25 protein-coding genes, 2 tRNA genes and 1 pseudogene are annotated in these 24,731 nt (G+C 39.6%); all 28 read right to left on the bottom strand.

The genetic code is table 11. The annotated features are described in order from the left end of the window. Nucleotides 1–76 precede the first annotated feature (76 nt). Nucleotides 77–151, bottom strand: a tRNA-Ile gene (locus tag ACYQ03_RS07515). A 7-nt stretch (nucleotides 152–158) separates the two neighbouring features. Further along, nucleotides 159–233: transfer RNA gene (locus tag ACYQ03_RS07510), tRNA-Asn, on the bottom strand. Between the two features lie 70 nt (nucleotides 234–303). Continuing rightward, nucleotides 304–1,407 (bottom strand): RNA polymerase sigma factor RpoD, encoded by a 1,104-nt coding sequence (rpoD, locus tag ACYQ03_RS07505; protein WP_459908918.1) that lies wholly within the window; start codon nucleotides 1,405–1,407, stop codon nucleotides 304–306. Then, a complete protein-coding gene (dnaG, locus tag ACYQ03_RS07500) occupies nucleotides 1,404–3,218 on the bottom strand; it encodes a DNA primase (RefSeq protein ID WP_459908916.1) in 1,815 nt (604 codons plus the stop codon). Before dnaG ends, rpoD begins: the two co-directional genes overlap by 4 nt. Before the next feature lie 199 nt (nucleotides 3,219–3,417). Continuing rightward, a complete protein-coding gene (locus ACYQ03_RS07495) occupies nucleotides 3,418–4,419 on the bottom strand; it encodes a deoxyguanosinetriphosphate triphosphohydrolase (RefSeq protein ID WP_459908914.1) in 1,002 nt (333 codons plus the stop codon). 8 nt (nucleotides 4,420–4,427) lie between these two features. Beyond that, nucleotides 4,428–5,036, bottom strand: coding sequence for a flavodoxin family protein (locus tag ACYQ03_RS07490; protein WP_459908912.1), 609 nt, complete (start codon nucleotides 5,034–5,036; stop codon nucleotides 4,428–4,430). Between the two features lie 224 nt (nucleotides 5,037–5,260). After that, the gene (thpR, locus tag ACYQ03_RS07485) at nucleotides 5,261–5,830 is read right to left on the bottom strand and encodes an RNA 2',3'-cyclic phosphodiesterase (RefSeq protein ID WP_459908911.1); all 570 of its coding nucleotides are present in this window, start codon (nucleotides 5,828–5,830) and stop codon (nucleotides 5,261–5,263) included. Nucleotides 5,831–6,135: 305 nt separating this feature from the next. Continuing rightward, complete coding sequence (nhaB, locus tag ACYQ03_RS07480) at nucleotides 6,136–7,668, bottom strand: sodium/proton antiporter NhaB (RefSeq protein WP_459908909.1); 1,533 nt, start codon at nucleotides 7,666–7,668, stop codon at nucleotides 6,136–6,138. A gap of 308 nt (nucleotides 7,669–7,976) precedes the next feature. Continuing rightward, entirely contained in the window at nucleotides 7,977–8,465 is a 489-nt protein-coding gene (locus ACYQ03_RS07475; RefSeq protein WP_459908907.1) for a pyridoxamine 5'-phosphate oxidase family protein, read from the bottom strand. A 188-nt stretch (nucleotides 8,466–8,653) separates the two neighbouring features. Further along, nucleotides 8,654–9,613: an SDR family NAD(P)-dependent oxidoreductase gene (locus ACYQ03_RS07470; protein WP_459908905.1), complete on the bottom strand. Its 960-nt coding sequence runs from the start codon at nucleotides 9,611–9,613 to the stop codon at nucleotides 8,654–8,656. Nucleotides 9,614–9,881: 268 nt separating this feature from the next. Beyond that, nucleotides 9,882–10,073 (bottom strand): hypothetical protein, encoded by a 192-nt coding sequence (locus ACYQ03_RS07465; protein ID WP_459908903.1) that lies wholly within the window; start codon nucleotides 10,071–10,073, stop codon nucleotides 9,882–9,884. A 150-nt stretch (nucleotides 10,074–10,223) separates the two neighbouring features. Next, complete coding sequence (locus tag ACYQ03_RS07460; RefSeq protein WP_459908901.1) at nucleotides 10,224–11,447, bottom strand: PEP-utilizing enzyme; 1,224 nt, start codon at nucleotides 11,445–11,447, stop codon at nucleotides 10,224–10,226. Nucleotides 11,448–11,481: 34 nt separating this feature from the next. Then, entirely contained in the window at nucleotides 11,482–11,832 is a 351-nt protein-coding gene (locus ACYQ03_RS07455; RefSeq protein ID WP_459908899.1) for a DUF2200 domain-containing protein, read from the bottom strand. A 119-nt stretch (nucleotides 11,833–11,951) separates the two neighbouring features. Beyond that, nucleotides 11,952–12,389: a hypothetical protein gene (locus tag ACYQ03_RS07450; RefSeq protein WP_459908897.1), complete on the bottom strand. Its 438-nt coding sequence runs from the start codon at nucleotides 12,387–12,389 to the stop codon at nucleotides 11,952–11,954. Nucleotides 12,390–12,423: 34 nt separating this feature from the next. After that, nucleotides 12,424–12,522, bottom strand: a pseudogene (locus ACYQ03_RS07445) (GNAT family N-acetyltransferase); the annotation flags it as partial. Between the two features lie 75 nt (nucleotides 12,523–12,597). Beyond that, the gene (locus ACYQ03_RS07440; RefSeq protein ID WP_459908895.1) at nucleotides 12,598–12,768 is read right to left on the bottom strand and encodes a hypothetical protein; all 171 of its coding nucleotides are present in this window, start codon (nucleotides 12,766–12,768) and stop codon (nucleotides 12,598–12,600) included. Beyond that, entirely contained in the window at nucleotides 12,761–13,732 is a 972-nt protein-coding gene (bioB, locus tag ACYQ03_RS07435) for a biotin synthase BioB (RefSeq protein ID WP_459908893.1), read from the bottom strand. The genes ACYQ03_RS07440 and bioB overlap by 8 nt, the downstream gene beginning before the upstream one ends. A gap of 54 nt (nucleotides 13,733–13,786) precedes the next feature. Next, nucleotides 13,787–13,852: a hypothetical protein gene (locus ACYQ03_RS07430; protein WP_459910774.1), complete on the bottom strand. Its 66-nt coding sequence runs from the start codon at nucleotides 13,850–13,852 to the stop codon at nucleotides 13,787–13,789. Nucleotides 13,853–13,875: 23 nt separating this feature from the next. Beyond that, nucleotides 13,876–14,112 carry a WD40/YVTN/BNR-like repeat-containing protein gene (locus tag ACYQ03_RS07425; RefSeq protein ID WP_459908891.1) on the bottom strand — a complete coding sequence of 79 codons (237 nt, stop codon included), beginning with the start codon at nucleotides 14,110–14,112 and terminating at the stop codon, nucleotides 13,876–13,878. 77 nt (nucleotides 14,113–14,189) lie between these two features. Then, a complete protein-coding gene (locus ACYQ03_RS07420) occupies nucleotides 14,190–14,750 on the bottom strand; it encodes a class I SAM-dependent methyltransferase (RefSeq protein WP_459908889.1) in 561 nt (186 codons plus the stop codon). A gap of 270 nt (nucleotides 14,751–15,020) precedes the next feature. Beyond that, nucleotides 15,021–15,584: a TetR/AcrR family transcriptional regulator gene (locus tag ACYQ03_RS07415; protein WP_459908888.1), complete on the bottom strand. Its 564-nt coding sequence runs from the start codon at nucleotides 15,582–15,584 to the stop codon at nucleotides 15,021–15,023. Nucleotides 15,585–15,751: 167 nt separating this feature from the next. After that, on the bottom strand, nucleotides 15,752–16,342 hold the full coding sequence (locus tag ACYQ03_RS07410) for a GrpB family protein (RefSeq protein ID WP_459908886.1): 591 nt from the start codon (nucleotides 16,340–16,342) through the stop codon (nucleotides 15,752–15,754). 441 nt (nucleotides 16,343–16,783) lie between these two features. Beyond that, entirely contained in the window at nucleotides 16,784–17,146 is a 363-nt protein-coding gene (locus ACYQ03_RS07405; RefSeq protein ID WP_459908885.1) for a sialate O-acetylesterase family protein, read from the bottom strand. Between the two features lie 375 nt (nucleotides 17,147–17,521). Then, the gene (locus ACYQ03_RS07400; RefSeq protein WP_459908884.1) at nucleotides 17,522–18,373 is read right to left on the bottom strand and encodes a pentapeptide repeat-containing protein; all 852 of its coding nucleotides are present in this window, start codon (nucleotides 18,371–18,373) and stop codon (nucleotides 17,522–17,524) included. Between the two features lie 414 nt (nucleotides 18,374–18,787). After that, a complete protein-coding gene (locus tag ACYQ03_RS07395; RefSeq protein ID WP_459908882.1) occupies nucleotides 18,788–20,119 on the bottom strand; it encodes a WD40/YVTN/BNR-like repeat-containing protein in 1,332 nt (443 codons plus the stop codon). Nucleotides 20,120–20,409: 290 nt separating this feature from the next. Continuing rightward, entirely contained in the window at nucleotides 20,410–23,067 is a 2,658-nt protein-coding gene (gene ppdK, locus ACYQ03_RS07390) for a pyruvate, phosphate dikinase (RefSeq protein WP_459908881.1), read from the bottom strand. A 108-nt stretch (nucleotides 23,068–23,175) separates the two neighbouring features. After that, nucleotides 23,176–23,982 (bottom strand): pyruvate, water dikinase regulatory protein, encoded by an 807-nt coding sequence (locus ACYQ03_RS07385; RefSeq protein ID WP_459908879.1) that lies wholly within the window; start codon nucleotides 23,980–23,982, stop codon nucleotides 23,176–23,178. A 40-nt stretch (nucleotides 23,983–24,022) separates the two neighbouring features. Next, a complete protein-coding gene (gene ccpN, locus ACYQ03_RS07380) occupies nucleotides 24,023–24,658 on the bottom strand; it encodes a transcriptional regulator CcpN (protein WP_459908877.1) in 636 nt (211 codons plus the stop codon). Nucleotides 24,659–24,731 lie beyond the last annotated feature (73 nt).

Here is a 24,731-nt window from a genome sequence, read left to right as displayed (position 1 = left end):
GATGTGAGAAGTTAGAGGTGAGATTTAATTTGAAGAGGTTTTCTCACTTCCAACCTCTCATATCCCACTTCTAAGATGGTGGGCCCACCAGGACTCGAACCTGGAACCAGCCGGTTATGAGCCGGATGCTCCACCATTGAGCTATAGGCCCTTATATTTGGCTCCCCGAGTAGGATTCGAACCTACAACCTACCGGTTAACAGCCGGTTGCTCTACCATTGAGCTATCGAGGAGCATCATCACGAAAGTTATTATACTAAAACAACCCTGTGAGGTCAACCCAATATTTCATTTTTCTTATTTTTAATCTAGATAATCTTTTAACTTCTTGCTACGGCTAGGGTGACGTAATTTCCGTAAGGTCTTTGCTTCGATCTGACGAATACGTTCTCTGGTGACACCGAACTTTTGCCCTACTTCTTCCAGTGTTCTGGCACGACCATCATCTAAGCCAAAACGCAGTCTTAGTACTTTTTGCTCACGGTCAGTTAAGGTCTTAAGAACTTCATCCAATTGTTCGCGCAACAGAGTAAAAGAAGCTTCTTCTGCTGGTGCTCGGGCATCTGCGTCCTCAATAAAATCGCCCAAGTGGGAATCTTCTTCTTCACCAATAGGAGTTTCCAGTGAAACAGGTTCCTGGGCAATTTTCATAATTTCCCGGACTTTATCACCGGAAATGTCCATTTCCTTAGCAATTTCTTCGGGCGATGGCTCCCTGCCCAGTTCCTGAAGCAATTGCCTGGATACACGGATTAACTTATTAATGGTTTCCACCATGTGTACAGGTATTCGTATGGTGCGAGCTTGGTCTGCAATGGCCCTGGTGATGGCCTGACGTATCCACCAAGTTGCATAGGTACTGAATTTAAAGCCCTTACGAAAATCAAACTTTTCTACGGCTTTAATTAGGCCTAGGTTCCCTTCCTGAATTAAATCTAGGAACAACATACCTCTGCCCACGTAGCGTTTGGCAATACTTACGACTAGGCGCAGGTTAGCCTCAGCAAGACGACGTTTAGCCTCTTCATCACCTTGCTCCATGCGTTTGGCCAGTTCTATTTCCTCTTCGGGGGATAGAAGTGGTACCCGGCCAATTTCCTTTAAGTACATTCTAACGGGGTCATCAATACCAATACCCTCAGGAATACTTAAATCTACTTCTACTTCGACCTCTTCCTCAGGTGTATTGTCCACTGAATCATCTACTTCCAGAGGCTCTAAATCGCTGGCTAAGGGGACAACTTCAATACCCATAGCGGAAATCTTTTCATAAATGTCGTCAATTTGGTCTGGCGACAATTCGGTACCCTGAAGGGTATCCATGATTTCGTTATATGTTAGTACCCCGCGTTTTTTGCCTTTTTCAATTAATCCTTTAATTTGTTCTACTTTCGCTTCGTCCCTCATGTTGCCACTCCCCTTTCGGGCCCCTCTGATTTCATGATAAGATTAATCTTACGACTCAGCTGAATTACCCTTTCGGTATCTCCGCTTTTCTCCGCCGCAGCCAATTGCATTAACAATTCATCAAGTTTTGCTTTTTCACTGGATCTTTTTATGGTATTAATAAAATCAGAAAGTATTTGATCTACATTTTCTCCTGGAGTCTCTTGAACCAGTAGACCTCTTACAACCCCTTGGGATATTTCATCTAACTCATCCAATAATTTCGTGGTTGAATTTTGTCCCTTCTCGAGATATACATCAAATATTTTCTGGTATAAACTATTTTGAAAGAAATTAGTGCCTAAGTTCTTAAGAATATAATTTAGAAATTCATTTTTTTCTATGACTAATCGTAGTATACCTGCTTCAGCAACAGATCTCGCGTCCTTTGGCTGCTGAGGCAAAAATTTCCTCATACTTGGTATATTATGACTATTATTTGCAGAATTATCCTTGAATAAAGGTTTTTTTCTAGTGTTTTTTTTATAATTTTTAATTTCCTCCAGCACAGTCTCCCAGTTGACTTGCAAAACTGTGGCCGTTTGTTTAACTGTATCTTCTAATTCAATGGCACTGGCCACAGAAGCCAAATTGGGTAGCACCTCCTGAAGAATTCTTTGCTTTGCACCTGGAGTTTGTAGGCCGTGTTTCTGTGCTGCCTGCAATAACTTATATTGGACCATTGGCATTGCGTGATTAGTTACCTTTTGCCAACCTTCCAGTCCATAAGCTTGAATATACTCATCGGGATCCTTTGCTCCAACTATGGTAGCAATTCTGACTTGGCAGCCTAAATCTTGCAGGATGTCTGCTGATCTAACTGCTGCCTTGACCCCGGCATTATCTGAGTCATAAGCTATAACAACATCGTGGGTATAACTCATAAGTAATTTTCCCTGCTCACGGGTAAAGGCAGTTCCTAAGGATGCTACAGCATTGGTTACACCATGCTGATAGGTTGCAACTACATCCATATAACCTTCCATTAAAACAACATACCCTAGCTCTCTAATACCTTTACGGGCTATATGTAAGCCGTAAAGAAGTTGACCCTTTTTAAAAAATTCCCCTTCTGGCGAGTTTAGATACTTAGGAGAATCATCCCCCATTGTTCTGCCACCGAAGCCCACAACCCGCCCCTGACTATCCCAAATGGGAAACATAACTCTATTTCTAAACCTATCGTAATAACCACCGGATTCCTTCTTATGTACTAGACCTAGCTTTGTCAACTCTTCTCCAGAAATACCTTTGGCTGTTAAAAATCTGGTTAATGAATCCCACCCCGGGGGTGCATAACCTAACTCAAAGTTTTCTCTGGTGGTACCAGTGATATTTCGGGAATCTAAATATTTTACTGCCGGAATGCCTACATCTTTAGTCAAAAGGAAACGGTAAAAATCTCTTACTAGGCCATATATTTTTAATGCTCTGTCTTTCTTAGCTTGCTGGATATTATCCTTTGGTGTAGCCTCTTCAGGAACATCAATACCAATTCTTATTCCCTGGGACCTTACAGCCTCGGGGAAAGAAAGACCCTCCACCATCATTAGAAATTTAAAGACATCCCCCCCAACGCCACAACCAAAGCAGTGAAATATCTGCCTTTCCTGGTTTATGTTAAAGGAAGGTGTCTTCTCCTGGTGAAAGGGGCAAAGGGCCAGATAATTCTTACCGCGTTTTTCCAAATTAATATACCTAGATATAACTTCGACAATGTCAGTTCTTTGCCTAATCTCTTCTATTACAGAATCCGGAATCCGTCCAGCCATAAAATCACCCCTTTATTTCCTTCCTTGTTTTGGTTTAATGGACAGGGGGTTTTTCCTGTTCTTGGAATGCTCCCGGAATCCGAACTACAGTTTAAAGATTATTCGCTACGATTAAAAAATCTCCTGCAACACTTCGACATTTTTTCTAATGGCAACAGCTCTATTATTGCCAATATTTGCATCTAATATAAACACTAACTTATTCTAAAGGAAATCCTTTAGGAATGAATAGTTTTTTGTACTGAGCCACTGCAAAACGATCAGTCATACCAGCGATATAGTCTACTACCACTCTGGAAACATCCTCTTGCTCTATCCTATTTCGCATTTCAAGGGGTAAATGGTGATAGTTTTCAACATAGTAAAGATATAGTCCTCTCACCACATGCCTTGCCTTTTCTTCTTCTTTTTTGGCCTCAGAACCAATATATACATGTTCAAACATAAAGGTTCTTAAGTTGTTCATAGCCTCGTGAATTTGTTTACTCATACCTATTTCTGATTTGCCCATGCTGAATTGTATTAGATCATACACCATTGTATGGATGCGTTGACTATGTCTTACTCCCAGTACACTTAAACAATCCCAGGGAATGTCTCTGATTTCTAATACTCCCGCTCTTAGGGCATCATCAATGTCATGATTGATATAGGCTATTCTGTCAGCTATTTTTACAATTTGCCCCTCTAGGGTTTTAGGTTTATGGGGACCAGTATGGTTCAAAATACCGTCAAGAACCTCGTAGGTAAGGTTTAAGCCATGGTCACCCTCTAAATATTTTACTACTCTGAGACTCTGCTCATTATGCTTAAAACCCAACTCATAGAGGCTATCTAGGACATTTTCACCGGCATGACCGAAGGGAGTGTGTCCTAAATCGTGGCCTAAGGCAATAGCTTCGGTTAAGTCTTCGTTGAGTCCTAAAGCTTTGGCACAGGTTCTGGCAATCTGAGCTACCTCTAGGGTATGGGTTAAACGGGTGCGATAGTGATCCCCTTCTGGGATAATAAACACCTGTGTTTTAAGTTTAAGTCTTCGAAATGCCTTAGAATGAATAATTCTATCCCTATCACGCTGAAATCCAGTCCTTATTGGACAGGGTTCTTCTTGCCGTTCCCTGCCCTGAGTATTCTTACTAAGGCAGGCTAAAGGCGATAAAAATTTTGCTTCAAGCTCCTCGGTTTGCCGGCGAATTTCCATGTGTTATTCTATCCTTTTTTCCTTTTCCGCAAGGAACTGGTGGCTTGGGTCACCTCTGCTACACGGCGGCCAATTATCCTACTGCGATTTGCGGCCAAGGGATCATCTTTCGCAGGTTTTTGGGCACAGGCACCGTGATGCCCAGGATCGTTTCCATAGGCTCCATCCCCCACCAGTGTCATACCATGCACTAACATGATATCTTGTAGGGCACGTACGGTTAGTTCTTGCCCACCAAAACGAGAAGCACCCACAGCAATTGCTGCCCCCACTACATCTACTAAAGCCTTTTCTTTACGCAGTGCTCTGGTTTTATCCCAAAAAAGCTTCATTGGTGAAGCAATAGTACCAAAGTAAACTGGACTACCTAAAATAATTCCATCTGCATTTCTTATCAGTTCCATTAAATTTCCTAGAGGGGTATCCAAATAACAGGCACCCACACAAGGGTTTGTACAAGCATCACAAAACAGTGGATCTGCACTTAACACACATTCCGCCAAGTGAATCAGTTTCGTTTCTGCTCCCAGTTCACTTGCTGCTTCCAATGCTTTACTCAGCATAAAAGCAGTATTACCATCAGCATTGGGACTGCCGTTTAAGCCTAGTATTATCATAATTAACCTCCTAAAAAATAAATTGAGAGGTATCATGATGCAAACAAATAGAATATATTGCATAGTCTATAAAACTCTATGCCAAATTATTTTTGATTAGACCCCTTCTAGTTGTTAGCCTTTAGCTTTTGGCTTTAACTTTAAGCTTCTTTCATTTAGCTGTTAATGACATATTTGGGATGAGACTTCCCACGGCAGCGAAGCCAACGGCTAATAGCTAATGTCTAATGGCTAATTAAGACCGTTTCTAATGTTGTATAAATTGGTCCGGAGGATGTAAGGGTGCTTTGGATCAAATGAATGCTGGTGACTTGCCATTGTCCAAAATTTTCATACTCATGCTTAGCAATTTCTGCCCCTAGTCTAGCTGTGTCACAAAAATCTTTTATTCTAGCTAGGGTCAAGTGAGGAGAATATCTTCGAGACTCCATTATGAAGCCCAGTTTAGCCAAATTTTTATCTAAGGAACTATGTAACGCCAGTAATATATCCTTATGGCCATGTATACCCATCCATAGGACTTTGGGTTTTCCTCTACCCGGAAAGGTACCTAAACCTTGTAATGAAAGAGTGAAGGAGGAAAACTGCTGACAGCTTTGCCGCATGGCTTCAGCAATATCCTTACAGCGATCCTCTGGGGTATCACCGAGAAATTTTAGTGTTAAGTGAAAATTATTCTGACTTACCCACTTCACCCCGGAAGTGTAACCTTTAAGAGAATCCTGTACTGTTGTTAGTCGATCCTTTAACTCCGGGGGTATGTCAATGGCTATAAATAATCTTATACTATTCATTTTTCCTACCTTTTCTATAAATTTATTCGACGGTAAATGAGCAAATCCTCTTTGTGATTTTTTGTTTCACTTAGATTTACCCCATGTGCCTGAACTATTCTAAGCAAAGAAGCCTAGACTTATTATATCTTACCCTTATGAGCCTTGACGGATGTGAATAGACATCAGAGACCTTGGGCCAAGGCTCATGGCCCATGGCCGTTTAGCTGATGGCTAAAAAAAAGCTAGGGTCAGCTATTTGCTGCCCTGCTATGTTTACTAATTAAGAAAACTGAAGTTATGGGGATTCTTCAACTTATTTTTGATTACAACAGGTACATTGTTGCCAAAAGACCTGTAATAGTCATAACAATAGCGTATGGCAGAGCCAGTCTCACCATTTCCATGTAAGACAGGCGAATCAATGGAGCAAGTGCCGAGGTTAATAGGAACAGGAACGCCGCCTGACCGTTTGGTGTAGCAACAGAAGGGATGTTTGTACCCATGTTGATTGCAACTGCCATTTTTTGATACTGTTCCTGCGCAATGACTCCAGCTTCAAACGCTTTCTGCGTTTCTGACATGTATACGGTAGCGACAAATACGTTATCACTAATTGCAGAAAGGATACCGTTTGCCGCAAAGAAAGCGACAAGCTGATTCTGTCCTTCTACGTTCAATAGTACCCACTGAATGATTGGCGTAAACAAATTTTGGTCATGAATAACCGCAACGATACCAAAAAATACCACCAGCAACGCAGTAAACGGCAGTGCTTCTTCAAACGCATGACCGATCTTCCCTTCCTGAATAACCCCGTTGAAAGAGGTAAGCAGGATGATAATCATCAGGCCAATAATACCGACTTCTGCCAGGTGTAACGCCAGGGAGATAATTAACACAACGCCGGTTATAGCCATAATAATCAGGCGTACACGTCCACGAGTATCCATCTCCGCATCCTTAGTTTTTACATCATCTTCCATAACTTTTCGAACAGACTCGGGAAGCTGATAACCGTAGCCCCAAAACTTGGTGACTTCCAAGAAAATGGAAGTTGTATAACCAACGATCATTACAGGGATAGACACAGGTGCGCTGTTTAAAAAGAAATCAACGAAATCCCATTTCATAATGGTACCGATCATTAGGTTCTGCGGCTCACCAACCAGTGTTGCTGCTCCGCCCAATGCAGTACCCACGGCACCATGCATCATCAGATTGCGCAGAAAACCACGGAACTGGTCCAGGTCCTCATAATATTTGCCATCAATAATATGATCGTTATTGACGTCATACTTTTCGTATACTTCTTTGCTGGAAGCAAACTTGTGGAAGATGCTGTAGAATCCATATCCAACGGCGATAATCACCGCCGTTACGGTTAACGCATCAAGAAAAGCGGAAAGAACTGCACCCATTATAGAGAACAGGAATGCAAGCGCGACTTTAGATCGTACTTTGGTAAGGATCTTAGAAAACAGGTACACAAGACCTTCTTTCATAAAAAAGATCCCAGCGACCATGAACATCAGAAGCAAAATAACTGGGAGGTTCATTTGAACTTCGTGATAGATCGAATATGGGTTAGTAAGCCCGAACACAACAGCCTCGATCGCAAGAAGTCCACCTGCAGGAAGCGGATAACATTTTAGCGCCATTGCAAGAGTAAAGATAAATTCGGCAATCAACACCCAACCGGTAACGTACGGACCGGCTGTAAACAACAAAATTGGGTTCAACACCAGAAAAGCGAGAATTGTTGTTTTGTACCAGTTCGGAGCATCACCCAGAAAATTTGCTCTGAATGCTTGTCCAAAACCCATCTCTTTCATCTGCCCCAAGTCCTTTTGACTCATATGCATCCTCCAAAATGAGAATTCTAACGTAGATAAGTATTAATAGGTTAGTTACCCACTGTATTATTCTGCCACATTATCCATTTACGTATTCACATATTGCTACCAAATATTTACCTACTTTCCTGAACAATTAGCTCATTATTTTTTAGGCAGATTTGACAAGTAACAAAAACAGGGTACTGCCTCTTAAAACACTAAGGACAATACCCTTGCTTTATTATATACAGAATCTGATTTTTATACTGTTTTCGCCTCCTTGTGCTCTGCTAATATCTGGCTGCAAACACTTTTTGAAACCATAAATTTTACTTATTACCATTGATAATTTCAATAGCTGCTTTACCTGTCATATGTTCGATTTTGATTTCGATTAAACATACTCTATTCCAGTCTCTTTCAATTTCTTGCTGTCCTTCTTTAATATAATCAGGTGAATATTTTTTAACTAAACTTTCAAGGGCATATCGCCTATCAGAATCCCCTGTAAGAATCCTTGCTCTACCAAAGATGGAAACACTCCTAAAATGGGTAGTAAAAGTTTTTTGCTTTACTTCATCTTTTTCTATCACACAAAATGTTACTTTATCATTCTTTTTTATACTGTCAATCTTATGCCCTTGCTTTGCACTATGTATAAATAGTTTGCCGTCTATATAAACATAACTTACTGGAACGGTATATGGGTAATCATCATCACCAATTACACCTAAAACTCCAGATGTGCATAACTTTATAATTTCAATCGTCTCTTCTCTGCATAATAATTGTTTTTTTCTTCTCATATCTCTAAACATAATTACACCTCTAATTCTTTCGCTAATTTAGTTTTTTTTCATTATTGTACAATAATATAAGCACTAACACATTAGCCGCAAAAAAGACCAACCACCAATTTTTCACTATTATGGAACACTTCTTAAAACCATAAATTTAATAACTATTCTGATTAACTGCACAAAATAAGAAGAATGCGTCGTCACTGTTAGTCATATATTTTCATCTTAGCTTTAGTTAATTTAACAGCTAAATCCCACACCATTTCAATATTATCTATATTATCAGCATATTTAGGGTAAACGCCCTTATCAAAAAGCTGTTTTACTTCTTGTATTAATCCGCTGGCATAATGTGATGATTGCATAATTTCCCTTTTATTGTTGATAAGTTTACCTGTAATATCTTTAAATTCTTCGGAAGTACATATATGGAAGTAGGTATCTGCCATGGTCTCTGGTGAAGAGCTGAAAACATTTTGAACAACTGCGGCAATTCTCCACGCTGATTTAAATTTCCTCATCGTTTCTTTTGACATCTTTATCGCAGGTATTTGAACTGCATTTACTTTGATGCCATCTTTTTTTAATTTATCTGCCATTTTGAATGTTAACATCAATAATGCCATTTTAGAGTCGCCATACATTTTGTAAATATTATAAGGCCTGGTGTCCATAAATTCCCCCTGCAAATTCTCAAAGTCTATTTTCCGTTTTGGTTCAAAGAAGTGCCTGACATTAGTAGTGCAAGCATTGAGAACTCTCGCATCCTCCGACTTTTTAAGTATATCAGTCAACAATTGGGTCATTAGGAATGGGCCAATTGCGTTAGTAGCAAATGATAGTTCAATATTATCAGGACTAAGCTGATAATTTTTTTCACCATGATTGAAATATCCAGCGTTATGAATTAATATATCCAGCTTTTTATACTTTTCTTTAAACCCAAAACAAAAGTCTTCTATTGATTTAAAGGAAGACATATCAAGTTGAAGCAAATCAATTCTGTCATTTTCAGTAAGTTCAATTATTTCCTGTTGTACTTTTTTACTTTTATCAAGATTACGGCAAGCCATAATAACCTTGTACCCTTCTTCTATAAACCTGATTGCTGCAGCCTTGCCTATACCCGAATTTGCACCAGTGACTATTACTATTTTATCATTCATAAATTTATTTCCACCTTTCCCCTAATTCAATGGAGTAGACAAGAGTCGGTGAGAACCGTCACCCTTAGGTATCGTATATCATCCTCCGCAATAACAACAGAAGAAGAAAAAAGAGTTGTTTGATTAGTTATTCAATTTGAAATTAAAATAATAAACTGTACTGTTCCTTAAAATTACTTTAGGACAATACCCTTATATTATTCTATACAGATTCTTTCAAACCATTGGTTTATAAGGTCTTAAATGCTTACACCTTTTTCTTGATTATTTAATTGTCCCTTCGGGTATGACGGATGACAGTCAAAAGACTTCCCAGGGCTACAATCATTGCACCTTGTATGGATGAACGCCAGATGATAGCTCCAGCCAAGGACAAGGGTACCACCGAGCCGAGCAAGTTCCCGGTCAAGGGGTTAGCGCTCAACTCAACAATAAATTTCTGCCAATCCGTCAAAGCCATGACGAACTTCACCTGACCCAAAATAATTCTTTAAGAGTCGCATTAATGATACGTTCACGAGATTATATTACACCGTTTAAAGCCAGTACGAAAAAGGTTAGCGGTATTAATTTGTAGTTATGCCTCTGACATTTTTATGTTCCTATTATGTCACAATATTTCTACGTATCCTTCAGTTCCGTTGACTCTAATCATCTGCCTATCTTTAATCAATTTTGTAGCATTTTCTACACCTACTACCCCCGGAATGCCGTATTCTCTAGTAATGACAGCACCATGGGTCATTAATCCACCCACTTCTGTAATCAGTCCTCTTATCGCAACAAATAATGGAGTCCAGCTAGGGTCAGTAAAAGCCGTGACTAGTATATCTCCCTCCTCTAAAACTGCATCCTCAAGCTTTAGTACAACCCTAGCCCTGCCTTCTATTACTCCAGAAGAAACAGCTACTCCCACTAAAGCACCCTGAGGGAAATTTCCGGCATTATATTGACCAGATATAATCTCTCCATCGGAGGTCATCACCCTAGGCGGCGTCAGTTTCTCATAAACCTCATACTCTGCTTTTCTCTTAACTATGATGCTATAGTCCAACTTATTTGTACAAACGACATCTCTAAATTCCTCAAAGGTTAGATAGTAAATATCCTTCTTGTCTAAGAGGATGCCTTTTTCCACCAATAAAGAGGCTTCTTTGAGCAAGGCATTTTTATAAATCTGGAACCGTTTTATAAAGGAGTATTTAGGGTATTCTCTAAAACCAATCACATTTCGAAGCACACTAAGCATTTTTTTAGTCTTTTTGGCTTTTCTTTTTCCACCGGGCAATTGTTCCAATCTCTTTAAAAACTCTCGCTCTCTTTCTTCCGCTTCCAGTCGCCCCTGTTCAAATATCATCTTACTGGCATTAGGCTCTAAATTCTTAATATTATTTAGTATCATAGGGATAAGGGCCGTCGGTTTCTCACTCCAACGGGGCTTGGTAATATCGATCTCTCCGGGACAACGCATACCATACTTTTCAAGGAAAGCAAGTAGAGAATTGGTGACTTCTTTACCGCCCTCTAACTGAGCCAAATCCTGGCTATTCTGTTTTGCCTCATCTATGGCCCCTTCCCTGGTACCTCCTTCTGGAACTACATAAATGGCCAATTTTTTAGTTGAAATCTTTTTATCATAAATTTTGCCATCCCGCACCTTATAGATATCGGGATTTACCAAGCCCGAAACCAATGCCTCTCCAATCCCAAAACTGGCATCAATAGATAACACTTTTCTATTGGATGTAATTGGTACAATTATTCTCTTATGGTATTTTAGGCAAACCAACGAAAAAGGGTAGCGCCTTTTAAATTTACAAAAGGCACTACCCATACTTTATTTTATTGACCCTTGTTGTTATTAATCATTATTTCCGCAAAATCTTATCCATTGCTTTTCCCCTTGCTAACTCATCGATCAGCTTATCCAAATAGCGAATTTCCTGCATAATTGGTTCTTCGATGTCTTCAACTCGAACGCCGCAGACCACACCTTTGATCAAAGTCCGTGAAGGATTCAGTTGGGGAGCTTCCGCAAAGAAGGTCTTAAAGTCTGTCTGTTTTTCTAGTTGCGCTTCTAACCCTTCCTGGCTATATCCTGTCAACCAACGGATGATTTCATCGACTTCTGTTTTCGTACGTCCTTTTTTCTCGGCCTTCGTAACATAATGGGGATAGACACTTGCGACACTCATTGTATAGATATGCTGTTTGGTCATGATACATCCTCGCTTCAATGGTTTTGTTATGGTCTCACGAAAAAAATTCAAAAGAAAGTCACGCTTTTCTGACTAACTGCACAATATAAGAAGAATGTGAAATGAATCTAATAAGATACTTAATCAATCTTTTTTAATTGAACTGCCCATGAAGACATTTTTTTATCATTTTTAAAAGCAAACCCTCTATTTTCATATATTAAATCGTCAATTTTTTTAAGATATTCAAAACCAGTATACTGCCCATCTGCGGAAACGTAATTTGACATTATTGAATCTTGTACAATCATAAATTTACCTTTTAGTTCTCCTATGGCAGGGTTAAATGACTTCCAATTCGTCATTTCGCTACCATAAACAAATGGTGTTATCTCATATCTGTTAGAAAATTCAACAGGGGTATTTGTTAATATTTTCATTGAACCATCATTAATCCAGACTTCATCTTTATGAATTATTATACTTTGCCCCTCTACCTGAACGATTTCACCTTTCTCATTAGAATAGACTCCTGTTCCAATCCATTTTCCTTCTTCAAACAGGTAAGTATGCTTCAATTTTTTAACACTCCCTCCATTGGTGCCCATGCTTTTCTGCAGGAATATACTCAATAAAGCATTTCCCACGCACATTGCCCTTTTTAAAAACAAGGCCATCATTAAATCTTTCTGCAAACCAAGATTTTTTGCTGAAACCTGAAATATACAAAGATCTGTTTTCGAATACAATTTTCAAGCCAAGATCATCTTTGTAATTCTTAGCTATTTAAATTATCCCATCAATAAAGTTTTTGGCTAATATATACATAATTAACTCGCCCTTTACAGTATCCTGCACTATAGCCTGTTTCCCGAAGTTTTTTTCACCATTAATTGCTGCCACAAATGTTTTTCCAACGTCAGTTCCTGTTGCTGTAACAAAAATTCCCTTACTCATTCCACAACGCTGCCTTATATCCTAATCTGTCTAATATTTTCATATCCTGTTCAATCGAAATTCCTAACGTAGTAAGCATGTCTCCGGAAATAGCGGCATTTGCTCCAGACTGGAAACATTTTACTCCCTTATCTTCTAATAATCCTCTACCGCCAGCAAGACGAATAGATGCATTCGGTACCAAGAACCGGAACACTGCGACAATTCTGCACATATGGTCATTTGTAAATATTTTATTATTCTCATAAGGAGTACCGGGAATAGGATTTAACATATTTACGGGTATCGATCGAATCCCCAATTCTCTAATAGTAAGGGCCATGTCAATTCTATCTTCCATGGTCTCACCCAGTCCCATAATCCCTCCACTGCAAACGTTAAGTCCTACCCTTAGCGCGGCCTTGATGGTCTCAATCTTCTCATCATAAGAATGGGTGGTACAGACATTGGGAAAGTTCCTTCTGGATGTTTCCAAATTGTTATGTACTCTGCTTACACCTGCATCTTTTAATTTTATTAATTGTTTTTCATCCAAAAGTCCAAATGAAGCACAAACGGCAATCCCTGTTTTCTTTCGGATTGTACGGATGCTTTCACAAACCTTGTCAACTTCCTGATTGTTTAGTTTCTTTGCGGAAGTGACAATAGAATAGCGAAGTACCCCTCTTTCTTCATTGTATTTTGCCTGTTCCACGAGGATTTCTGTATCTAACAAAGGGTATTGTTCAATCTGAGTACCGTAAAATGATGATTGGGCACAGTATTTACAGTTTTCGGAACATCTTCCGCTTTTTCCATTGATGATAGAACAAATATCAAAATTATTTCCACAAAAGTGTTCTCTAATCTCATTGGCCGCTGCACAAATTTCTTCTAAGGGAGCGTTGGCAATGATCATCGCTTCTTCTTTTGATAGCAAGGCTCCGTCTAGAACTTTTTCTTTATATTGCTGAATACTCTTCATTTCTTTCCCCTCGATACTTGTTTATAATTTCCCCAATTGTCCGAACAGCACGTTTCAGTTCTTCCTTCCACCATTCGGGCTTCCCATTTCCTTTAGTTTGGTAATCCGCAGATATCCTATTTCCTTAGATGCAATATAACCAGTTACATAATTAGGATCAGCAGAAATACAGGTAATATAACTGGCTCAAAAGTCTTACCTCCATCTTCTGTTCGATATAAATTTGTATTAGCTCCTTCTATTTTGGGATAACTCATAAAGCCCAGGTTTTCATCTACAAAGTCTCCTGACTGCAAGAGCCAAGTGCTAGGTCCAGAGCCAACCTCTTTCCATGTGGCACCACCATTTGTTGTTTTATAGATTAATTGTCCTTGAGACATAGTTCTTCCACCTGTTGCAATAACATAACCCACATTAACAGATGGAAAACTACAAACTTCACTCTTAAAGCCTTTATCTATATTTTTCGCAATCGGAAAACTCCATCTTTTTTATCTATTTTTTCAAAAGAAGTATATCTTATTACAGAATATGGTGACCACAATGGCATTTGCGTCCATATCGCGTAAACACCACCAGGCTTTAACAATCTATGCGCCTCCATGGAGATATCCTTCATAGATATGACTGGAGCAGGTACGACACCATAAAGGAGAATCAGGTCAAACGTAGCGTCAGCAAAAGAGGAGTTCATAGCATCATCTCTTTTGACTATCACATTCTTAAGCCCAAATTGAATAACTTTTTTTTGTGTTTCTTCAACAGCTAGAGGATGAATATCTGTAGAATAGAGCCTACCTTTATCTCCAAGCATTTTTGCTGCAGTAATAGTGAAAAAGCCAGACCCACATCCAATTTCAAGAACAATTTGTCCTTGCTTGATACCAGATGCCTTAACCAGTTTATCAGGATTGTTGTATTTTAGTCTTTTAGGATTATCCAGCCATTTTATCAGCTTCATAAAAAAGCGTCTTCCTGATTCAGACTCGCCGTCGAGTAATATTTTTCTTAATTTCATAGTGATCTCCCCCCTAAACTTGTGGATATAAGCAAATATCTGGTTCTTCCTTAGGCTTATTTATCATTTTCAGTAATATTAACCATCTGCACACTGATACTATTTTTCATAAGACTATCCTCTAATATCTTGATCCAAATAGTATTACTTGCTGGACTAAATACAATAATTGCAGGCTTTCATATCGGACACCTCCAAAAAATAATTATTCTTGATTGATTTATTTAATTTAGAATAAGGAATATCTGTTCCTTATTGGAGAAAATTTTTTTACATTAAATGTTTCATACCATTCATATGGTATTTAACCAATGTATTGATACAATTTTCAAGCCAAGACTCATCTTTGTAATTCTTAGCTATTTCAATTATCCCATCAATAAAGTTTTTGGCTAATATATACATAATTAACTCGTCCTTACGTAAATTCTTATCTATCTGTGCTTTTATATGATTCATAAGAATGCTGATCATTTTTTGTTTGAATCCTTCATATTTTGTTCCTTGGCATTTATCTGTGATAATAACAAACTTTTTTTGATCGGTTACAATAATTTTTTGCAGAAAATAACTGATGTCAGCATCCTTTCTGGTTTTCTTGTCCTGATGGTCTAAAAATGTTTCAAAAGCATTCGTAAAGTACCTATAAAATTCGTCGACTACTCCACAGAAAATAGCCTCCTTGTTTTCATAATATAAATACAAATTACTGACCCTTATGCCGACTTCATCAGCGATATTTCGAGTAGTAGTTTCCTTAAACCCTTTTTGATAAAACATACTTTCTGCAGTAATCAATATTTTATTTCTGATCTCATCTTTTAAAACTTGCATAATAAGGAACCCCCGAATGTAGTAACATACACCGCATAACCACCCTCTGTTCACTTACACCATCCATTAATTTTTAGCAACTACATTTCCATTTATTTCTGCTATCTTTACAAGTCCACCATATTCTCACCCAATGTAATTACATTTTCGGCATGATGTTGAACGATCTACTTGGCTGAGTTCGCTCGCTCCATAATCTCCTCGACAATCGAAGTTTTAGCCTCAGCGTAGTGCTGCACATGCCGCCACTCACGCTGAGCCAGATTCCGTTTGACGCGGGCATACTTATCCCGGTCGGCGTCATTAGCCCGTAGCCAATCACGGAAGCGTAGCATTCGTTCTACCTCAGAAGTTCCCACGCTGAACACGTGTAGGTTGGTGTCGGTATCGGGCCCCTTGAACAAACGATGTTCAAACCACTCGGGCTCCCTAACCTGCAGTATGTAACCGGCTGCCTCCAAGTCCGGAACATAGGACGGCTCGTCGGCAGAATCTGCCACGACCAGCAACATATCAATAATTGGCTTTGCACACAGTCCCGGCACTGAAGTTGAGCCGACATGCTCCACCCGCAATGCCTTGTTGCCGAGTACAGAACAAACCCTATTAGCTTCCCGTTCGAATAGCTCAGGCCAACGTGGATCATGCTCAACGAGGGTAATTGTTGCGTTATGTGGTTTCAGCTCACCCACCGTGAGTTTCTGAAGCTCTTCATCACTCATAGGCTTGGAACTGCACCCGTCCTGCATTGCTGTCATCTGATCCTCCTACCCTGGTTTGAATTTTAATTTAAGCCTTATTTTGATTAGCCGTTTCAAAATTGACCAATTACCTTTTTTCACTATTATGGAACACTTCTTCATAAGTACTGCTTCCGAGTAGCGTAAATGGATTATAACAATTTTGAGTACTGCCTAATCCCCATAATTATATAATAAAATCACCTATCTTTTGCATCAGCACATCAGGACAATCAACTAAAGATAAATGAAATAGAGACCCCGGTACTGACCTTCCACAAGGCGGAAGAATACTCCCATCTTCAAATACAGCAATAATTGTTTTAATTACAGTTTCGTTTTTCTTTAACATTTCTGCAATAGCTGACTGTTCGGCCCATAAGCCAATATAACATGGCAAGTCAATACATATTCCCGTAAAGACAACTCTACAAACTGGAAATTGTTGCTACCATATCCCTACGAAAAAGCCTTCATCAACTCTTCATAAGAAATCTTCCCCAAGGTGAATTTTTCTAGTGCTATATATGTTTTTTCCGATGAAGTATTCATTCTATTATGACATTTATCCACTAACTCTTTTTCATTTGTTAATGGTTTATATATATGCTCTTTTTTACGATACGCTTCATAGTATCTTATGCCAAATATTCTCTGGGACATAGCATTGATATGGATACCGTCTGGGTTAGATATAAGTCCTTTAGCAGTAACATAATAGCAATTTTCATTACCCAGTGCATATTTTTGAAGTTCTTCGTTAATGAGTTGATATTCCACACACCCTGCACCAAATGCCACCTTACCCAAATAATCGCCCAAACCACCTATAATAATTGTTCCAAATCGTACCTATTAGTTTTGGCAATTCATTTTAAGGCTTCTTAATAATAGATACAAAACGGGTACTGTCTCTTAAAAATCCCCAAGAGACAATACCCGCGTTTATTTTTTGGCAGCTCCTAAATCCTTTTAATATAGGGGAAGCCTTAATCTTATTTCGATTGGTCTTTGTTGATAACAGCAGCCTGGGTGGTAGCTATCAAAATAGACTAATCTAAGTTTTTTACTATTATGGAACACTTCTTGTTACTATAAATTTTATAGTTATTCTCACTAACTTTCACGGAAAAAGAAACTGAGACAATAAAAAAAATTACATTTGAATAAGACGATATTTTTTAGTTAACAGTCCTATTACTTTGACCAACAATTTGGGCGCTCCAGCATCATAGGTAGCTTTGTATGGGAGTTACCCTTAGTGGTGTTGAGCTGGGCTTGGGTAAGAAAGATGCTATTTGTCAGATTAGCTCCACTAAGGTCGGCATCCCGCAAATCAGCCCCGATCAGGTCTGCCCCACTCAAGTCGACTCCTTTAAGGTCTGCTGCAATAAGACATACACCACGCAAGTCCGCTCCTCTTAGATCGGTTTTTCTTAGGTCTGCCCCAAAATAATCTAATCGTCGCAAGTTGGCTTTCCGATTTCTTGAAGGATTGTTCTTTTCATTACGGAATTTAGAACGTACTAGCTCACTAGTATTTTTAAGGTGTATATTAACCTTGGTTCGATGAGCTGCTACATCCAATGCTAATAAAGAATCAACGTCCAGAAGAGTAAGACGTTCAGTATTGTCTAGCAATGAACTTATCTCCACTTTAGTACCGTGGTCTGTTTGCAGGCTAAGTGCTTGGGTAAGATACCATAACATCTCATGAAGCTGCCTCATAATCAAGAACGCCTCAAACATTTGGTTTGCAGATTCGGGGGCTTGTCGCCAGTCATGTCCGCCAAAAGTAATTTGAGCTACCTTTTGACCAGCACCCAAGCAGTCATAAGCAGTACAACCCTTTAGTCCCTTATTCCTAAGATTATTATGAACAGAGCAGGTAAAGTCCGATTGTAAGTTTATGCAAGGCTCACCTGCATTTTTATTCGTTGGAAACCCTTCTGAAGAAGAAAAGTACAATGCTACACAGCACAGGCCGAAACATTTTTCACACTCAATCTTCAATTCCTTATTAAACTTATATTGATTCGTATAAGTCATATTCATTTACCTCATCTTAAAAGTCACTAACAATTTATTTTTAAAATATACAAATAAAGCATATGTTTTAACGTCTGCCAATCACTTATCTAGTAATATTATACCGATGTTCATTATAACATATTTCCTGGGTACACTCATTTCTTGGCATTTTGCGTTTAAGTCATACCTATAAGGTATTATAACAAAGATAGGGTGCTGCCTCTTGATCTATTAAGTGACAGTACCCCATCTCCATTTTAATTTTGCACACAAAGTCTTGGTTTAAAATACTTTGCCTGCTTCATCAATACTATTTATGCCTTACTTCGGCTGGTCTTTGTTGTTCACAGCGGCCTGAGCGGCTGCAAACACTTTAAGACCAATCCCGTTTTTTCTATTATGGAACACTTATTAATTCTTTCAGTACCTTTATTATCCTTTTTCTTTAGAAGGTGGTTCCACTAATTCCACAAAAGACCAAGTCTTTCCCTTATCGTTTGATTTATATTTTGCCATTACAGTACCTCCCTTGAAATCCCCTTCTTCTCCTTGTCCTATTAAAAGAAATAATTGCCCCTTTTCATAATATGGGATCTCCGGTTGGATAAAAGGTTCAAGGGTAACGCCCATCCAATCTTCCTTATAAACAGGTAATATAACTGGCTCAAAAGTCTTACCTCCATCTACTGTTCGATAAAAATTAGTATTAGCTCCTTCTATTTTGGGATAACTCATAAAGCCCAGGTTTTCATCTACAAAGCCTCCTGACTGCAAGAGCCAAGTGCTAGGTCCAGAGCCAACCTCTTTCCATGTGGCACCACCATTTGTTGTTTTATAGATTAATTGTCCTTCTTGAGACATAGTTCTTCCACCTGTTGCAATAACATAACCCACATTAACAGATGGAAAACTACAAAACTTCACTCTTACACTGTCCAAGGTTTTACTTATTTCTGCTGTTTTCCAGGTAGTTCCCTTATCCTCGGAATAAGTAATCATAAGGTGATTTTCCCTAGTACCTCCATAGACAAAGGTAGTTTTTTCAGGTTTTATAGCATAGCTTTTTTCCTGTAGCTTATTATAATACGGTCTTCCGTCCCCAACTTCTACTAAAGTCTCCAGCTTAACAGGAACTTCTTTCCATGTACTTCCCTCATCATAGCTTACATAACAAATTTGATTTTCTATTTTATAAGTACATTGCTTCTTATCATACGGAACTTCAGCCTCATATTCATATTTATACTCGTCTCTTTCTTTTTCACCACTAGTTTGATACTTTTCCAAATCATAACCAGCAGGCCTTTGTAGCCTTGTTACTGTATAAATGGAATTTTTGCCCGCACCTATTTCTTCTTTAAACCATAAAACCCACTGGCACTTAATACTGTTTCCATTTATGACTCCATTCCACTTGTAAGCATTTTTCTCATCTAATTTCTTTATAACAATTGAAAAATCAATTTGAATGACATTAGTTTCTTTGATTTCAATATCATCAAGAGAATATTCAAAAAGCCTTTGGTTCCATGGCACAAATTTTCCCCTATATTGCTCAATGTATGCTTCTAGCCATTTTGCACCCACTACTTTAATATCCTTCGTATTAACTTCAACAGAGAAACCTACAGGTGGCTGAAGCCTACTCTCCCAGTACTTGTAGTAACCAAAATAACAAGTAGCCAGAATCACAACAGTCAAGCAAAACCAGGCTGCTATTCTGAATAATTTCCCCTTTGATTTCTTATTTTTGTCTATATACATGCCATTCTCCTATAAAAATTTAATACATCAGATACTCTTTACATGATAACTCTCAAATTTTCTTTAGTCACTTACAATATTTACATATTGGGGCAATAAGATAACGTTAATAATCTTATTCCATTCAATGACTCATTCTAATTTGCAGCCCGCTCAAAGATTGACAATCAAAAAAGAAGGGTACTGTCTCTTAAAATCACTAAAAGACAATACCCTTGCTTTATATTATATACAGAGTCTCTCAAAGCTTTGGTTATAAGGCTTTGGGACTTCACGCATACTATTGAGCCTTACTTCGATTGGTCTTTATTGTTCACAGCGGCCTGGGCTGCAGCTAACCGTGCGATGGGTACACGATAGGGGGAGCAGCTTACATAGTTCAGCCCGATCATGTGACAAAACTCTACTGAGCTGGGTTCACCACCGTGCTCACCGCAGATACCAATGAGCAGTTCAGGTTTTACCCGGCGAGCATTTTCAACGGTCCATTGCATAAGTTTACCAACACCCTTACGGTCTAGGACAATAAAGGGGTTATCAGTAAGGATTTTCTTCTCAATATAGGGTTGCATAAACTTACCCTCAGCATCATCCCGGGAGAAGCCCAAGGTGGTTTGGGTCAAGTCATTGGTACCAAAGGAGAAAAATTCTGCCTGAGTAGCAATTTCATCTGCTAATAAAGCTGCCCTAGGAATTTCTATCATGGTGCCTACTGAATAATGGAAATCTACTCCAGTTTCTTTCTTAACCTCTTCAGCAATATTTATTACGATCTCACGCAGATAAGCCAATTCTTTCACTTCAATAACTAAAGGAATTTCAACTTCTGTCTCAATTTTATACCCTTCTTGTACTAGGCGCGCAGTAGCCTGGAAGATGGCTCTGGCTTGCATTGCGTATACTTCCGGCCAAGTAATACCAAGGCGGCAGCCCCGATGACCCAACATGGGGTTAAATTCGGACAGAGAACGAACCTTCCGTAATAGATCTTCATTGCGTTTTAATTTAGCAGGGTCACCATTGGTTAATTTCAAGGTATTGATTTCTACAGCCAGTTCTTCGGCATTGGGCAGGAACTCATGTAAGGGGGGATCCAACAGACGGATACATACGGGCAGTCCATCCATAGCCTTAAGAATGCCGTAGAAGTCTCCCTCCTGCATAGGCAGTAATTTGGCAAGTGCCTCTGCCCGCTCTTCAATATCATTGGCCAAAATCATTTCTTGCACGATAGGCAAACGATCCAGTGCCATAAACATATGCTCAGTACGAGTCAAACCAATACCCTGTGCACCAAATTCCCGTGCCTTGGCAGCATCTTCTGGAGTATCAGCATTGGCCCGAACTTCCAGAGTACGGATATCATCGGCCCACTTTAGTAATTCCTGGAATTCCTTTGACAGCTCCGGCTCAATCATAGGTACTTCACCGAGTATTACTTCACCAGTGGAACCATCTATGGAAACAATGTCGCCATCTTTAACTATAATATTACCAACGGTAAACTGTTTGTTCTCGTTATCTATTTTAATAGCTTCACATCCACAAACACAAGGTTTACCCATACCACGGGCAACCACTGCAGCGTGGCTAGTCATCCCACCCCGAGAAGTTAAAATACCCTGTGCAGCCACCATACCATGGATATCATCTGGTGTGGTTTCGGTACCTACCAAGATCACCTTTTGTCCCTGCTCGTTTAACTTTTCTGCCAGGTCAGCATTGAAGACCACAGCACCGGATGCGGAACCAGGGGAAGCTGGTAAGCCTTTGGCAACCACTTCTAATTTGGCGTTGGGGTCAATACGGCGGTGTAGAAGTTGATTAAGTTGGTTGGGATCAACCCGATTGATGGCTGTTTGCTTATCAATGACACCTTCTGCTACCATTTCCACCGCAACACGGAGGGCAGCCTGGGCGGTACGCTTACCGTTACGGGTCTGCAGCATCCATAATCTATTACGCTCAATAGTAAACTCGATGTCCTGCATATCTTTGTAGTGGTTTTCTAATAGGGTACAGGTTTGGGCAAATTGTTGGTATACATCAGGCATTTCCTCTGCCAGTTTAGCGATAGGCTGGGGAGTACGGATACCTGCTACTACATCTTCACCCTGGGCATTGGTTAGATACTCACCATAAAGCAGTTTTTCACCGGTGGAGGGGTTGCGGGTAAAGGCTACGCCAGTGCCGCAATCGTCGCCCATGTTACCGAATACCATTGCCTGTACGTTTACAGCGGTGCCTAAATCGTCAGAAATTTTGTGAACTTTACGATATACAATGGCACGGTCATTTTCCCAGGAATCAAATACAGCAAAGATAGACTTATGCAGCTGCTCTTTGGGATCCTGTGGGAATTCATGACCTGTTTCTTTCTGAACAATAAGCTTATATTTAGCAATAACTTCTTGCCAATCCTCAGAAGTTAACTGATTGTCAAATTCAACTTTTCTTTTATATTTTTGATCTTCCAAAATGGCTTCAAATTTGTGGTGTTCAATGTCAAGTACTACATTACCAAACATTTGGATAAAACGACGATAGCAATCGTATGCCCAGCGAGCATTGCCACTGCTGGCAGCCAAACCAACAACGGTTTGGTCGTTTAGGCCAAGGTTCAATACGGTATCCATCATACCAGGCATGGAAATAACTGCACCAGAACGTACAGATACTAAAAGGGGACCGTTGGGGTCATTAAACTTTTTGTTGAGAGTTTGCTCTAACCAAGCTACTTTTACTTCTATTTCCTGCTCAAGACCCTCGGGGAATTTACGTCCAGCTTTGTAAAACTCTTTACAAGCTTCGGTGGTAATGGTAAATCCGGGGGGTACAGGAAGACCAATATTGGTCATTTCCGCAAGGTTGGCGCCTTTACCACCTAACAGGCTCTTCATTTCTGCCTTTCCCTCTGAAAAAGCATAGACATATTTTTTGGTTGCCAATTTAAATTCCCTCCTGTTTTTTGAGGCAGGAGGTGAGAACACCCTCACCTCCGAAATAGAACTTGCCTCTTAATTCTCTTTATTTACCTTGTTATATACTTTTCAAAACTACCTACTGTACCGTTCACCCCGATAATAGATTTCCAGTACTTTGCTGGCAGTTTCTTCAATAGCCTTATTGGTTACATCGATCACTGGGCAACCAACCCTCTTCATTATTCCCTCTGCATATTCCAGTTCTTTTAGTATGCGTTCATGACTGGCATAGTCTGCATTGGAGGTAAGCCCTAATGTTTTTAATCGTTCTGTGCGAATCACATTTAATTGTTGGGGTTTGATGGTTAAGCCAATGACCTTTTTGGTCGAGAGATTAAAAATTTCCTGAGGAGGTGCCACTTCTGGTACCAGTGGAACATTGGCCGCCTTAATTCGCTTATTTGCCAAATACATACTTAACGGTGTCTTAGAAGTGCGGGAAACACCGAGAATAACTAAATCAGCCCTTTGAATGCCCCGTGGATCTTTTCCATCATCATACTTTACTGCAAATTCTATGGCCTCTACCCGACGGAAATATTCCTCATCTAACTTGCGCACTAAGCCAGGTTCAAGTTTCGGGGGACCCGATGTAATGATGCTTAAGGCATCCAAAATGGGTCCCATAATATCCACCGTGGGGATGTTATGTCTATCTGATTCTCTAACCAAAACTTCCCGTAACTCTGGCAAAACTAATGTAAAGGCAATAATGCAATTTTGCCCCTGGGCTTCATCAACAATATCTACGATATCCTGGGTATCATTGACATAGGGAACCCGGCGTATTTCCACATCTCCACCATTAAATTGGCTGACAGCCGCTTTAGCAACTAATTCTGCTGTTTCACCAATGGAGTCAGATACGATATAGACCACAGGATGATCGTCTTTAGGTGCTATAATGGTAAACCCCTCCTCAAGACCCTTCGCCTAATTCTACAAAGAGCCGGGTAACATTTGTCTTGGAAAATCTGCCAACGACTTCGTAGTCTTTGCCGTTGGTTCCCTGTACAGTCTTTACCACCGGTAACGAGTCGATTTCATGGGTTAGTAACTTATGAGCTGCTAACCAAACAGAATCATTCTCCTGAACCATGTGGATATTTGGCATTCGTGTCATGATGACTCCTAAAGGAAGTTTGTGAATATCATGACCACCAAGGGTAGTCTTTAGCAAATCCTTGCGAGAGACAACACCTTCCAACATGCCACCATCACGTACGATGTACAGCGTCCCTACATCTTCAATAAACATTGTGACCACTGCATCATATACTGAACAACTTTCAGAGACTACAGTGGGTACAGATTTAACCTCACCCACTTTAATGCGGGTGATTTTATCTGCCAGGATCTTGTCAGCAGTTTTACCACTATAGTAATATCCTACCCTGGGTCTAGCCTCAAGGAACCCAGCCATCGTCAATATTGATAAATCTGGCCTTAATGTTGCCCTAGTCAGGTTAAGGCGCTCTGCTATCTGCTCTCCGGTGATGGGACCATCATTTTTGACAATTTCTAAAATGGTTTCCTGCCGCTTGGAAAGTTCCATCCCCTCACCCCTAACCTTTAATGTGACATACTATTTAAGTCCTAACCTCTGACTATAATATACTATATTCCTT

The organism is Desulfotomaculum defluvii, assembly GCF_054657375.1.
Note: the sequence above shows the minus strand (reverse complement) of the source record. Positions and strands in the feature narration are given on the sequence as shown.